At 38.7% G+C, this 15,205-nt stretch carries 10 protein-coding genes; all 10 read left to right on the forward strand.

What is annotated here, in order from left to right; translation table 11 throughout:
* The first annotated feature begins 50 nt into the window (after nt 1-50).
* The 10 genes from ASE92_RS03610 (at nt 51) to ASE92_RS03655 (ending at nt 15,118) form a co-directional block, all read left to right on the forward strand.
* Nucleotides 51-2,543: a prolyl oligopeptidase family serine peptidase gene (locus ASE92_RS03610; protein WP_056848704.1), complete on the forward strand. Its 2,493-nt coding sequence runs from the start codon at nt 51-53 to the stop codon at nt 2,541-2,543.
* Nucleotides 2,544-2,570: 27 nt separating this feature from the next.
* The gene (gene truA / locus ASE92_RS03615) at nt 2,571-3,365 is read left to right on the forward strand and encodes a tRNA pseudouridine(38-40) synthase TruA (protein ID WP_255352328.1); all 795 of its coding nucleotides are present in this window, start codon (nt 2,571-2,573) and stop codon (nt 3,363-3,365) included.
* 119 nt (nt 3,366-3,484) lie between these two features.
* The gene (locus tag ASE92_RS03620; RefSeq protein WP_056848705.1) at nt 3,485-5,257 is read left to right on the forward strand and encodes an ABC transporter ATP-binding protein; all 1,773 of its coding nucleotides are present in this window, start codon (nt 3,485-3,487) and stop codon (nt 5,255-5,257) included.
* Nucleotides 5,258-5,293: 36 nt separating this feature from the next.
* Complete coding sequence (locus ASE92_RS03625) at nt 5,294-5,881, forward strand: RNA polymerase sigma factor (protein ID WP_056848706.1); 588 nt, start codon at nt 5,294-5,296, stop codon at nt 5,879-5,881.
* Between the two features lie 92 nt (nt 5,882-5,973).
* Nucleotides 5,974-7,149 carry a FecR family protein gene (locus ASE92_RS03630; RefSeq protein ID WP_056848707.1) on the forward strand — a complete coding sequence of 392 codons (1,176 nt, stop codon included), beginning with the start codon at nt 5,974-5,976 and terminating at the stop codon, nt 7,147-7,149.
* A 163-nt stretch (nt 7,150-7,312) separates the two neighbouring features.
* A complete protein-coding gene (locus ASE92_RS03635; RefSeq protein ID WP_235527274.1) occupies nt 7,313-10,624 on the forward strand; it encodes a TonB-dependent receptor in 3,312 nt (1,103 codons plus the stop codon).
* Between the two features lie 11 nt (nt 10,625-10,635).
* Entirely contained in the window at nt 10,636-12,030 is a 1,395-nt protein-coding gene (locus ASE92_RS03640) for a RagB/SusD family nutrient uptake outer membrane protein (protein ID WP_056848709.1), read from the forward strand.
* Between the two features lie 122 nt (nt 12,031-12,152).
* Complete coding sequence (locus ASE92_RS03645; protein ID WP_056848710.1) at nt 12,153-13,244, forward strand: cyanophycinase; 1,092 nt, start codon at nt 12,153-12,155, stop codon at nt 13,242-13,244.
* A gap of 6 nt (nt 13,245-13,250) precedes the next feature.
* On the forward strand, nt 13,251-14,276 hold the full coding sequence (locus tag ASE92_RS03650) for an isoaspartyl peptidase/L-asparaginase family protein (RefSeq protein WP_082454896.1): 1,026 nt from the start codon (nt 13,251-13,253) through the stop codon (nt 14,274-14,276).
* Nucleotides 14,276-15,118, forward strand: coding sequence for a cyanophycinase (locus ASE92_RS03655; RefSeq protein ID WP_056848711.1), 843 nt, complete (start codon nt 14,276-14,278; stop codon nt 15,116-15,118). The genes ASE92_RS03650 and ASE92_RS03655 overlap by 1 nt, the downstream gene beginning before the upstream one ends.
* Nucleotides 15,119-15,205: the final 87 nt, after the last annotated feature.

The raw sequence follows: 15,205 nt of genomic DNA on the forward strand, positions 1-15,205 counted from the left end.
ATTATAAAAACTAATTTGATTCAAACTCACGTCACTCAATAAAACGATTTATGTTAAAACACTTATTTACAATAATTATTTTAATTGCGGCATCAAAAGCTTTTGCTCAAGATACCCTTAAATTTGAAAATGCTCTTACGGTGGCCAGCGGAAGTCGCTATGGCCGTGAGGCAATATACACTGATCAGCTAGCGTATAAAATGGCGAACGGCACCTTACAAACGCCAAATGAAAGCGGCGAATTTACTAGCGGTGCGAACGGTGAAAAAATTTTTTGGAAAGCAATTAAAGCAGATGCGAACGGTCGTTTCAGTGTATTTACCAGAAGGTCGACGCAAACCACCAATAATCCTTTTTTAAATCCTGGGGGTATAGACAGAGGTTCCGATTACATCTATCTAAGTTATACTTCTCTAAAAGAACAAACGGCCATTTTGAACGTAATTGGCGGTAATACACTGTTTTTTAATGGTATTCCACATATGGGCGATCCTTACGGTTCTGGTTATATGCACATCCCTGTGCAATTGAAAAAAGGAGTTAACGAACTTTTTGTTCGAGGTGCCAGTATTCTGCCAAGAATCATTTTAAATGTTAAACCCTTAATCATCCATACAGATGACCTCACGCTACCTCATATTGTAATCAGTGAAATAAACGGAATATTGAAAGGTGCCATAACCATTAGCAATTCTTCTTTAAATGATGAAGATGCTTTACAGATAAAAACAATTTTGAATGGCAGGCAGAAACAAACTAAGATCGCGAAAATCTTAAAATTAAGTATGAGAAAGTCGATTTTCGACTTCGACGCCAGTGCAGTCAGGGAGGAAGGTAATTATAATCTGGAGATTCAGCTACTAAAAAATGGAAAAATTGCTGATCTGCAAAACTTGTCAGTTGAAGCCGTAAAAGGTTCATCAAGTTATAAGCAAACTTTTATCAGTAAAATAGATGGCAGTTTGCAGTATTTTGCCGTAACTCCTCAGCTGGGTGGTTGGAAGCCTAATTCTGCCTTGTTTCTTTCTGTACATGGTGCGGGGGTAGAAGCAATAGGACAGGCACGGGCTTACAAGTCAAAAGATTGGGGTACAGTTGCAGCTGCTACCAATCGCCGGCCACGAGGTTTTAATTGGGAAGATTGGGGCCGTCAGGATGCGCTTGAGGTTTTAGAGCTGGCGAAAAAACAATTTAAGCCGAATGAAAAGCAGATTTACCTTACTGGTCACTCTATGGGCGGACACGGCACCTGGTTTTTAGGCGCCACATATCCTGATAAATGGGCGGCAATTGCTCCCGCAGCCGGTTATGCATCGCTAAAAGACTATGGCTCTGCAGATGGTAAAATTCCAGACAGCAGCAAAAATATGATCGAAAAGATGTTGCTGAGAGCCGGAAATCAAAGCGATGTACCAAAGTTAGCCAACAATTACAAACAGCTCGGAGTATATATTTTACATGGTGATGCAGATCGTGTTGTTCCTGTTAGCTACGCCAGGCAAATGAAAAAAGTGCTGGCAGATTTTCATCCTGATTTTAGCTATTACGAATACCCCGGCGGCGAACATTGGTTTGGTGATCAAAGTGTAGATTGGCCGCCAATATTTAATTTTTTTAAATGGCATAACATCAAAGCTGATTCTGCTGTCAACCATATTGATTTCATTACCTCCAGTCCAGGTATTTCTGCAACATATCGATGGGCTACAATTCATCAGCAAATTCAACCTTCACAATACAGCCGGATAATTTTGAACAGAGATAGGAAGTCTTCAACCATAACCGGTAAAACAGAAAACATTGAGATGTTGCGTTTAGCCTTGACAGAATTTGCCGCTAAAACTAGCGTTAAAATTACTTTAGATAGTTTAGCTGATATCAATTACATCACGCAAACCGATCACGATACGTTAACACTGGAAAAATCTGATCAACAGTGGCAAATTGTAAAAGGGGTTAATGTTCAAAATAAGAATCCGCTTAGATCTGGTACGTTTAAAGAAGCCTTTAATTACAAGATGATATTTGTTGTTGGTACCAAAGGCAATGCTGAGGCCAATCAAGCCAACTTAAATAAAGCAAAATATGATGCGGAAAGCTGGTATTACCGTGGTAACGGAGCGGTGGATATCATTACGGACAAAGAATTTTTGGGTTCGAAATATGCAGGGAGAAATATCATTTTGTATGGTAATTCGGAGAATAACAGCGCATGGAAAGGACTCTTGAAAGATTGTCCGATTCAGGTAAGCAATACCCAAATAACGGCTGGAAAACATCAATGGAAGGGAGCTGACTTAGCTGCATATTATATTTGGCCTCAAAAAGATCCCAAGCTTTTAATTGGTGTTGTTGCTGGAACAGGTGCTGTAGGTACAAAAGTGGCTTATGCCAATCAATATTTTGCCGGCGGAAGTGGGTTTCCTGATTTTATGATTTTTTCATCCGATCTGCCCAAACAAGGAAGTAAGGGTATAAAATTAACCGGATTCTACAACAACAAATGGCAACTTGATGAAAAGAATGTCGCTAAATCAGAATAAGAATCATTTGAATGTAATTTGCAATGCTTGTCCTTTGAAGTAAAAGGAAAAAAGTATTTTTGCAGCGCTTTGAGTAAAAAAAGGTATTTCATACAAATTGCTTATGATGGCAGCTTATATCACGGTTGGCAAATTCAGCCCAATGCAATAACTGTGCAGGAGCTTTTGGATAAAGCGATGTCTACCTTTTACAGGCAGCCAATAGAAACTTTGGGCTGCGGCCGGACGGATTCTGGGGTTCATGCTACCGAGTTTTTTGCACATTTCGATGTGGAAGATATGGAAGAATCGAAAGTGATACAGGGGGTAGTAGGGATAAATGCCATGCTGCCTTACCAAATTGCTGCAAAAATAATCATTCCTGTCCATAACGAGGCACATGCTCGTTTTGATGCCACTGCGAGAGCCTATAAATATTATCTGCATTTCGAAAAAAATCCTTTTAAATTAAATCGATCATGGCTGGTTAAAGATAGACTTGATGTACCATTAATGAATCAGGCAGCTGCGATATTGTTGGAGTATACCGATTTTTCTTGTTTCAGTAAGTCAAATACCCAAACTTTCACTAATAATTGTAAAATTGTAGGAGCTAGCTTCGATACACTAGAAGATGGTTTGGTTTTTACCATTCAGGCCGATCGCTTTTTAAGAAACATGGTTAGGGCAATAATGGGCACTTTGGTTAGAGTAGGGAAACATGAAATAACACTCAATGAATTTAAAGGAATAATTGAAAGCAAAAATCGCAGCAAAGCTGGCCAGTCAGTTCCAGCATGCGGTTTATATTTAGTTAAAGTTGAATATCCGTATATAAAGTAAAAATCAGTTAGCGATTACCGGTTTTCAGTTAACAATTACCGGTTACCAGTCGGGTGCAAAAAAAAATTTTTAGATAATTAAACCTTTAGGCGGAACAATTTCTTAACAGACAACAGACAATGGCAGTAACAGGCGAAGTATATAACACAGGATTGCTTAAACGTATTTTTCAATACGTAAAGCCTTATCGTGCTGTTTTTGTTTGGTCGGTTATTTTAACGGTTTTGCTGGCGGCCATTTCCCCAGTTCGGCCTTTTTTAATCAAGTATACCCTCGATCATTATATCCTCTTGGGAAACTATTCTGGCCTGGTACAAATGACCATGCTGATGATTTTTATGTTGATCTTGCAAACGCTGATTCAATATAATCATACCTTGTTAACTAATACTTTGGGCCAATCGGTTATCCGCGATTTGCGGATAAAAGTTTTTAATCATATTACCAGTTTGCGGTTGAAATATTTTGACAAAACGCCTATAGGACAGTTGATTACCAGGACAGTTTCTGATTTGGAAACCATCGCTGATATATTTTCAGAAGGGTTGATCTCGATGATTGGCGATTCATTGCAGGTAGTGGTAATTGTGGGCGTAATGCTTTATACCGACTGGGAATTAAGTCTCGTGGTGCTATTACCGATCCCTTTATTGATTGTAGCCACTAGAAAATTTCAGAAAGCCATTAAAGTGGCGTTCCAAGAAATTAGAAATGAGGTTTCTAACCTCAATACCTTTTTGCAAGAACATATTACCGGGGTTTCTATCGTTCAATATTTTGCTCGTGAAAGGCAGGAATACAAAAAGTTTTATGCGATAAATAAACGCTATCGCGATGCCAATATCCGTTCCAACTGGTATTATTCTATCTTTTTTCCAGTTGTAGAACTGATTTCAGCAATGTCTTTAGGTTTGCTGGTTTGGTACGGCGCTAAAAGTATTTTAGCAAAACCGATTGACGTTACGCCAGGAACCATCACCCAATTTATCATGTATCTGGGGATGGTTTTTACTCCGATTCGCCAGCTGGCCGATAAATTTAATACCCTGCAGATGGGAATGGTTGGAGCAGAGCGGGTTTTTAAGGTTTTGGATACCGACGAAGTGACCATTAACGATGGAACCGAAAAGCCAGTGAAACTGGATGGAAATATTGAGTTTAAAAACGTTTGGTTCGCTTATAACGACGAGCAGTACGTATTGAAAGATTTAACTTTTGAAGTTAAAGCTGGAGAAACGGTTGCGTTGGTTGGTGCGACAGGTGCAGGGAAATCATCTACCATTAACATCTTAAATCGCTTTTACGAAGTTAAAAAAGGCGAAATTACAGTTGACGGAATAAAAATTGAAGATTTTGAGCTTGATTATCTGAGAAGCAATATTGCCACAGTTCTGCAGGATGTTTTCTTGTTTTCGGATACAATCCTAAATAACATCACCTTAAATAATGCTGAAATCACGATTGAGGAAGTGGTGAATGCGGCAAAAAAAGTTGGTGCTCACGAATTTATCGAGCGTTTGCCTGGCGGCTATCAATATAATGTGATGGAGAGAGGTGCAACACTTTCTGCAGGTCAGGCGCAATTAATTTCCTTCATCAGGGCCTTAGTTCACAATCCAGCCATTTTGGTTTTGGATGAGGCGACCTCATCCGTAGATACCGAAACCGAATTATTGATTCAAAAGGCGATTGATAACCTGATGGAAGGAAGAACTTCCATCGTAATTGCACACCGTTTATCAACCATTCAGAAAGCCAATCAAATTATCGTGCTTGATAAAGGCGAGATTAAAGAGAAGGGAACTCACCAACAACTGCTGAAGCTAAACGGTTATTACAAAAAGCTTTACGATTTGCAATTCTCATCCGGAGGGATCGCTAAAAGTTCTTAAAAATGATTATGTTTGGGTTTCCTATAAACCTAATTATTGAACGCGTCGAGAAATAGTGAGCACGATAACGTACTTTTTGACTTATTAAAGCAAGGAGACGAGGCAGCATTTGGAAAAATTTACAAATTTTATTGGGTAGAGCTTTATAATGCCGCTTACAAACGTTTGCCAGAAAAGGAAAAATGCCAGGATGTAATTCAAAATGTTTTCGCCGATCTTTGGAACAGAAGAGAAACACTGGAATTGGAAAATCCACTGGCTTACCTGCATACTGCGGTAAAGTTTCAGGTGCTGAAACATATTTCCAGAAAACCAAAAGATAGCTTTTTTACAGAATCTTTTGAAAACCAATTGATATCTCCAATGCAAGCGGATGGGGAATTGTTAGATCGGGAAGTAAAAGGTTTGCTGGAATTATTTATCAAAGCACTTCCGGAAAAGCGTAGAAAAATCTTTTTGTTACACTATTTTGAAGGTTTATCTACTGCAAAAATTTCTGTCCAGCTAAATATATCGCAAAAAACGGTGCAAAATCAATTAACTACTGCCACCCATGCGCTAAAATTTCGATTAACACACCTGTTTTTGTTTCTGGTCTCGTTTTATTTCGCCTTTTTCAGTTAAAAGAATTCTTTTGCCAATTTTTTTTGGAAAATATTTAAATTTCTTTTGGGATATTTTTTATTTTCTGGTACAGTATAAGAAAAGCCAGAAAAATGAGCGCCTTCAAACCCAAGAATGAGTTAAATGATATTATTAAACGCTATCTATCTGGCAAGGCAAGTGCTGAAGAGATTTCCTTTATTGATGAATATTATAATTTTCTTGGAAAAAGAGATGTTTCAGGACAGGTGCCGAACGAAGAACTTCAATTCTTGGAAGATCAGAACTTCAGGGCCATTCAAAATAAAATTACTGCAGATAAAAAATATAATCTAAATACAGTTTATAAATACATTTCGATCGCCGCTGCATTGGTACTGGTTTGCGGAAGTATACTTTTCCTGAAAGATCAAAAAATATTATCCAGTTCAAGCACAACGAAAGCCAAGATAGAAAATTTAGATGTGCTTCCCGGTTCAGACAAGGCCATTTTAACATTAGCGAATGGGAAAAAAGTGGTTCTTGATGCCAATACAGCTGCAAACATCAGTGATACAAAAGGAATTAGCATCTCCAAAACTGAAGACGGGAAATTGATTTATACTGTTCTTAACCACCAATTAGTAGATAAAGAAAATAACGCTTTCAATACCATCGAAACTCCTAATGGCGGTCAGTACCAAATTGTTTTACCCGACGGGACGAAAGTTTGGCTAAACGCTGCATCCTCTTTAAAATATTCGGAAGTGTTTGTTGGTAATGAGCGTTCGGTTCAATTAACGGGCGAAGCTTATTTTGAAGTGGCTAAAAATAAAACGAAACCATTCCACGTAAGAAGCAAAAACCAGGATGTGGAAGTATTGGGGACGCATTTCAACATCAACAGTTACATGGATGACAAAACCATAAAAACCACACTGTTAGAGGGTAGTATCAAAATTAGTAATCAAAAATCCAACAAAACTTTAAAACCCGGCGAGCAGGCGGTAACGGGAATAGCAGAAAATGCTTTTATCCACGTATCAAATGATGTAGACCTTGATGACGAAGTGGCCTGGAAAAATGGATTATTCCGTTTCAACGATTTGGAACTGCGGGATGTTCTGATTCAACTGGAGCGGTGGTACGATGTAAAAATCGACTATTCATCGCTTCCTAATAAACGATACAATGGCATGGTACCCAGAACATCGAAATTATCACAAGTTTTGGCCATGTTGGAGAAAACCGGTAACATCAAATTTCAACTCACCGAAGGGAAACGATTAAAAGTGATCTCAAAAATATAATTAAGAATAACTAAGGTCTATAAAGCCCAGCAAACAATAACTAATCAATTTAACCTAAAACCAAACTGAATGTATGAACTTTTACACTCGAAGTAGTAATCTCTTGTCAGAAAAAACAAAAGGCTTTACTACAAATTATTTAAACCAAAAAATTGTTAGAACTATGAAAATATTTGTTTTTCTAATGACTATTTTATGTGTTCAGGTAAGTGCGAATGCATTTTCTCAACGCATTAACATTAGCCAAAAGAATGTTCCATTGGTACGTGTTTTAAAAGAAATTAAACGCCAAACTGGTTATTTCTTTTTGTATGATACCGATTTAGTTCAGCAAAAATCGAGACCAGTTACAATCGATCTGAAAAATGCAGAGCTTAGTGAAGTACTAACGCAAACGCTAAAATCACAACCATTTGGTTGGGAAATTAAAGACAATACCATTCTGATTTTTCCTAAATCATCCAATAATGAAAACTTAAAAGCTATAGATGTAACCGGAAAAATTGTTGATGAAAACGGAAACCCAATGCCAGGTGCTTCAGTACGGGTTAAAGGACAATCGGCTAGTACGGTAAGTGATAGCAACGGTAACTTTACGATCAGAAATGTAGATGAAAACGCAGTTTTAGTAATTTCTTATATAGGATATACGGATAGAGAGATTGCGGCAAAATCGCAAATGGGTGCTGTTAAATTATCGCCATCTGCCGGAACATTGAGCGATGTAGTGGTAACTGGTTATACCAATTATACCAAAACACAATCTGCTGCGGCAAGTTCGTTGGTATCGGCCGATAAAATTAATACCGTTCCAGGATTAACTGTCGATCAAATTTTACAAGGCCGCGTTCCGGGAATGAGTGTAATTTCTACGTCTGGACAGCCAGGTCAGAGTGCATCAGTTGTAATTCGCGGTATTGGAAGTATAAATGGTTCATCTACGCCACTTTTTGTTTTAGATGGCGTACCAATTGAAGCAGGTTATTTTCAAACCATTAATCCAGAAGATATTGAATCTGCAACCGTTTTAAAAGATGCTTCTGCTAAAGCGCTTTATGGTTCAAGAGGATCGAATGGTGTTATTGTTTTGACCACGAAAAAAGGTAAGGCAGGAAGATTATCGGTGAATTATACATCTCAGTATGGTTTTTCAAATTTGAGCAGACCAAATTTCGAAATGATGAACACCCAACAACGTTTGCAGTTTGAAGAGGAAATTGGGGCAAGTTTTGGCCGTAACATCGGTCCGGGTTGGACATATTCACCAAAAAATCCTACTTACGCTGCCGGCACACCTGCAACTCGTGCCCGTGCTGATTATATTATCGACAGTTTAAGACAAATCAATACAGATTGGCGGGATATTTTCTTTCAACGAGGTAAATTCCAGGAACAACAGGTAAGTGTAAGCGGTGGTAATGACAAACTTCGTTTTTACAACTCATTAAATTATTATAGCCAAGAGGGTGTTGCTAAACGTACAGGTCTTGACCGTTACTCGTTAAGAAGTAACCTTGATTTTAATGATGGCAAATTCAGCGGAAGCACAAATGTTGCCATTGGTTATTCTCAATCTAGTTTTACTGAAGGCGAGGGTGGCACAGGTGCCGGTACCGCAATGGCCTCTGTTTATTATGCCTTGCCTTACGAAAATCCATACGCATCTGATGGTACTTTGGTACATCCAGGAAACAGATCTCAATATTTTATTTTAGATCAGCGCGAAGGTAGTCAGGCTTTAGAACGTTTATTGAATTCTTCAGATAAAACAGAACAATTTAAGTCGATTATCAGCACTAATTTTGCTTATCAGATTTTGCCAGAGTTAAAAGTAACAACAAGAGCAGGTATTGATTACCGTCAGTCGACAGATCAACAGTTTGTTAACCCAGATTCATATTATGGATCGAGAAGTGTAGCCAATACATTGGGTGGAAGAGGAAGATTAACAGATGCAAGCAGAAGAAACTTTAATATCATTTCTACTACTGGTTTAACTTACGCTAAGAAATTTAATGAAATACACGATTTTGAAGCTTCTGCATTCTACGAATATGTGTACAACAACTACAATTCGTTTGGTTTCAGTGCCTATGGTATTGATGGCCGTTTGCCAGAAACGCCGGCAGGTGCAACAAATGGTAGTGCTACTTTTTTACCAAGTACCACTGGTGGAAAAACTAAAAATGCATTGGCATCTATCATGGGTGTAGCCAGGTATACGTATGATGATAAATATACCTTAACGGGAAGTTACCGTTACGATGGATCTACACGAGTTGCTCCACAAAACAAATGGCATGGCTTCTATTCATTTGGTGCAAATTGGAATGTTAAAGGAGAGGAATTTTTAAAAAATAACGAGCTCATCAATGATTTAAGAGTTAGAGGAAGCTACGGTATTACTGCAAGTCCGTTCGGTGGCGATTTCCTTTATCTGCCAACTTATGCAGTTAACACTTCATACGGTGGCGCATCTGCAATTAGAGCCACAACTCCTGGTAACGATGCTTTCGATTGGGAGTATGTAAAAGAATTTAACACAGGTTTTGATTTGGCTATGTTTAAAAATAGGTTGCGTATTACAGTTGATTACTATAATCGTAAAACAACTAACATGTTTATCAATCAGCCGCTTTCTGCAACATCTGGTTTTAGCGAGTTAAATTTAAGTGCTGGTGTAATGAGAAATAGAGGGGTGGAATTTGATGTAAGCGGCGATGTAATCAAGAACCAGGATTTTATCTGGACTGTGGGTGTAAATGCCGGGTACAATAAAAATAAGATCCTTCATGTTACCGATTTAGTAGATTCTTATCCTGATGGCGACTCAAGAATTTTGAAAGTAGGTTTGCCTTATGGAACGTATTATGCTCCAGATTGGGCCGGCGTAAATCCTCAAACTGGAGAACCCCAGTACTATAATTTAGATGGATCAATTACCACAGCTTACAACGTTAATACACAAAGTACCACCAATTCTGGCAGTTTGTATCCAACCTTTACTGGTGGTTTTAATACTTCATTAAGTTACAAAGGCATTACGGCATCGGCTTTATTTTCTTTCGTAACTAACGTAATGCGTTGGAATAATGAAGATTTTTACAACGAGAATCAACGTTATGCAACCAGTAACCAAACGGTAAGAATGTTAGAAAACAGATGGCAGGTTCCTGGCGATACCGGTAATGATGCGATTTTGCAGAAGTTCGATCTTCCAAGAAACTTTACTTCGAAAGATATTCAGGATGCATCTTTCTTAAGACTAAGAAACGTGAACATTGGTTACTCACTGCCAAAAAGCTTATTGGAAAAAACCAAAATTATCAAAGGAGTTAAAATTTTTGTTCAAGGTCAGAACTTATTCACCTGGACCAAATGGAGAGGTTTAGATCCTGAAAATAATGCAGTATATGGTCGTTTCCAATATCCAAATACCAGAACTTATACGGCTGGTTTAAATGTTAACTTTTAAAATTTACAGCAATGATTAATAAAATATATCAAAAATACATCCTTATATTTTCTTTGTTGGTTCTTACGGCATCGTCATGCAAGAAATTAGATTTGGTTCCTACAGATACCATTTCTCCAGACAAGGCATACAGAAATATTAGTGATATTAATTTAGGTGTTTTAGGTGCCTATGCGCTTTTAGATGGAAGTACTATTGGTGTTACCTCAACCGTTTCTGATGAGGCTACTTTTCCAACGGAAAACACAGTTGGTAATAGTGATGCATTTAGGTGGTTATACAACGCTGGGAGCGGTTCTGTTACTTCGCAATATTATACTTTTTACGTCGCTATTGATCGTGTAAACAGAACTTTAGCAGGACTTGATGCGCTCTCGTTGACAGGAGTAGATGCAACAACTGCTGCTCGTTATCGTGGGGAGTTGCTGGCCTTACGGGCGTATTTTCATTTCGAATTGCTTCGTAACTATGCTTCAGCATATCAAACAGGTGCGTTAGGTGTTCCTTATATGCAGTTCTCAACCATTAGTTATCCAGCGAGAGATAATTTTGAAGTAGTTATTGCTAACGCAAAAGCAGATCTTATTGCAGCTAAGCCACTAATTCCAACAACATTTACGGATAAAACACGGATTACAAAAGCAGCAGTATCCGCTATTCAAGCAAGATTAGCTTTGTATGAGAAAAATTGGAGTGAAGCAATTGCCTATGCCAATGAAGCCATTGCTGCTTTTCCACTGGCCACTAAAGCGCAATTCCCAGGTATTTGGACTGACGCCAATGATAGTGAAGTGATCTGGAAGGCAAAACGTGTGGGAACAACCGATTCAAGACTAGGCGATTTTTATTTCCGCCAGGCTGGAGGAATTGTCTTGTATGCACCAGCTCAGAAATTGATTAATACTTTTGATAAAGTGAATGATTTACGCTATTCAGCTTATATCAGATTTGATGCTACCAGAACCGGAACGAGATCACAGTACCTGGTTAATAAATATATTGGTGGAACATCAACAGCTCCTGGTTTAACAGATATTAAATTATTCCGTACAGGTGAAATGTATTTGATTAAAGCGGAAGCTGAAGCAGAATCTACCGGTGACGCCGCTGGAGATTTAAATGCTTTACGTAATGCCCGTATAAACGGCTATGTTAGTGCTACGTTTGCTGATAAGCCAACACTAATAGCGGCCATTATGGAAGAGCGCTATAAGGAATTAGCGTTCGAAGGTCATCGTTTTTTCGATTTAAAAAGAAGGAATTTGCCTGTTGTTAGACTGGCCGTTGATGCTGCAAATGCTTCAGGGGCAGTTACTTTGCCAACTACTCAGGCGCAATATTCGTTTCCAATTCCGGCAGCAGAAATTTCAGTCAACAAGCAAACGATTCAAAATCCTAATTATTAGGTAAATCATAAGTGAATATCGCATGACTATTGTCACGTTGAGTTTGTCGAAACGCAAATAGAGATATCTGTTAGCTTTCGACAAGCCTTGCGTGATCATCATTTAACCTAGTAAATTTTAAAATGAAACAATCTTTTCTAATCATTTTAGTGGCTTGCTGTTTTTCTGTAATGGGCTGCAGTAAAACAACTGAAACTCCAAAACCTCAACCGACAGGTGGTGGTACAGCCATACCGGTGGCTAAACGCCGACCTGCCTCAATCGGTATTGTTGGCGATAGTTCCAACGTGATAAAATCTACAAATGGTGGAATGGTTTTAATGGGTGGCGGAGCCGACGTTGATGCCGCTTTTAAATGGATGATTGAAAGAAGTGGTGGAGGAGATGTAGTAGTTTTACGTGCTACCGGAACTGATGCTTACAATCCGTATATCAATAGTTTGGGCAGTGTAAATTCCGTTGAAACTTTGTTAATCAACACGAAAGAATTGGCGAATAATGATACAGTGGCTTACATCATCCGCAATGCTGAAATGGTTTTTATTGCCGGTGGCGATCAATCTGACTATATGAGAAACTGGAAAGGAACAAAAACCGAGCAGGCATTAAATTATCTGTTAAATGACAAAAAGGCACCAGTTGGAGGAACAAGTGCTGGTTGTGCCATTTTGGGTGGCTTTTACTACAGCGGCGAAACGGGCGGCGTTACTTCTGCACAAGCTTTGGCAAACCCTTATGATGCTAATGTTACACTCTACAACAATGACTTTTTGAAAGCGCCGTATTTGCAGAATGTAATTACCGACCAACATTACTTAACTCGCGATCGGGAAGGAAGATCTGTCGTGTTTTTAGGTAGGATAAATAAAGATTGGAAAACGCCAGCCAAATGCATCGCTGCTGATGAGCGTACCGCTGTTTGCATTGATAAGGATGGAATGGCTAAAGTTTTTGGAGATTATTCGTTAACCAGACCTTACAGTTATGCTTATTTCATTTCTTCTGATGCTGGTAAACAACCCGAGCAAATGGAAGCGTTTAAAAAGGCAATCTGGAGCAATGGTGAAAAAGCGTTGGCAGTTTATGAAATTGCTGCCTCGGTTAATGGTGGTGGAAGCTTTAATGTTGCTAACTTTAAGGCAAGTGAAGCCACCGGTGGAAAATGGTATTGGTGGTGGATCGATAACGGAGTTTTAAATAAAAAAGATCAATAAAATAAAATGAGAACATTGAAATTATTTACGGTATTACTATTCTCTGTGTTAGCATTGAATGTTTCTGCGCAGCAGAAAAAATATGTAATGGTTATTCACGGCGGTGCCGGAACCATTTTAAAAAAAAATATGACCCCTGAAAAAGAAGCTGCTTATATTGCTGTTTTAACCCAGGCTTTGCAGGCAGGTTATGAAAAAATTAAATCGGGCAAAACCAGTTTAGATGCAGTGGAAGCAACTATTCATGTGATGGAAAACGACCCACATTTCAACGCTGGTAAAGGTGCGGTTTTCACCCACGATGGTAAAAACGAACTGGACGCCGCCATTATGGATGGTAAAACATTGATGGCAGGAGCGGTTGCCGGAGTGACCACAGTGAAAAATCCAATTTCTGCAGCAAGAGCGGTGATGGAAAAATCGGAGCATGTGATGATGGTTGGCGCTGGTGCGGATCTATTCGCAAAAGATGCTGGTTTGGAAATTGTTGATCCGAAATATTACTGGACTAAAGAGCGTTGGGATGGATTACAACAAGCGATAAAAGAAGATTCAACCAAAGCGGTTTTGGATCATGGGAGTAAAAAATCAGAATTGTTAGGGAGTAAAAATCACGATTACAAATTCGGTACTGTTGGTTGCGTGGCCTTAGATAAAGCAGGTAATTTGGCTGCCGGTACGTCTACAGGTGGAATGACCAACAAAAAATACGGTCGCGTGGGCGATGCGCCAATTATTGGCTCTGGAACTTATTGCAACAATGAAACAGCTGGTGTTTCTTGCACTGGTTGGGGCGAATTTTACATCCGTAATGTAGTAGCCAAAACCATTTCCGATCTAATGGAATACAAAGGTTTGTCTGTTGCCGTAGCATCTAAAATGGCATTAGATAAAGTTGGTAAAATGGGTGGCGATGGTGGCTTAATTGCATTGGATAAAAAAGGAAATATTGCGATGCCTTTTAATACTGAAGGCATGTATCGCGGTGCAATTACTGCTGATGGGAAAATTGAAGTAAACATTTATAAATAATGAAAAAGTTATTTCTAATATTTGCTTTAGTTGGCTTTTCCTTAATGCTAAATGCACAAAGTAAAGCTACAAAAGGAAATCTCTTTATCATCGGCGGCGGCAATCGTTCTGATGAATTAATGAAGCAAATGCTTAATACTGCCGAATTAAAACCGAGCGATTACATTGTTGTTCTGCCAATGGCCAGTGAAGTTCCTGATGTTGGTTTTGGCACACTTTCCGCTCAGTTGCAAAAGCTTGATCCCAGAGTAATTAAAAACTTCAATTTCGCAGAGCATGACGTAAATGATAAAAAGTGGACTGATTCCTTATCCAGCGCAAAGCTTATTTATATCCTGGGCGGCGATCAAAGCCGTTTTATGAATGTGGTTTTGAATACACCAGTTTACACCGCCATTCATAAAGCTTATCAAAACGGCGCTACTATTGCCGGAACAAGCGCTGGCGCTGCGGTGATGAGTAAATATATGATTACCGGAAAACAACTTTTAGATACCGTTTACAAAGAAACTTTTAACAAGCTTTGGGATAAAAACATTGAATTTTTGCCGGGCATGGGTTTGTTGGAAAATACAATTATTGATCAACATTTCTTAAAAAGAAACCGCTACAACCGTTTAATTTCTGCTCTTGCGGCCCATCCTGATTTGGTTTGTGTCGGTATCGATGAAAGTACAGCAATTATTGTTCATGGCAATAAAGCCACAGTTGCTGGCGAAAGTCAGGTGGTTAGATTGGCTAATCCAAAAGAATTAAAAAAAACAGATAAAGGTTTGATGAAATTTAAGCAATCCGAATTTGGAATTTTTACCGCAGGAGATGTAATTGATATTAAACCCTAACCTCAATTAAAAGCACGAAGCAAGCTAAATGATAGAATTGCTTCGTGCTTTTTTTATCTAGTCAATTAAAGATTTCTTTCGATTATA

It is taken from the genome of Pedobacter sp. Leaf41, assembly GCF_001422545.1.
Taxonomy (GTDB): Bacteria; Bacteroidota; Bacteroidia; order Sphingobacteriales; family Sphingobacteriaceae; genus Pedobacter.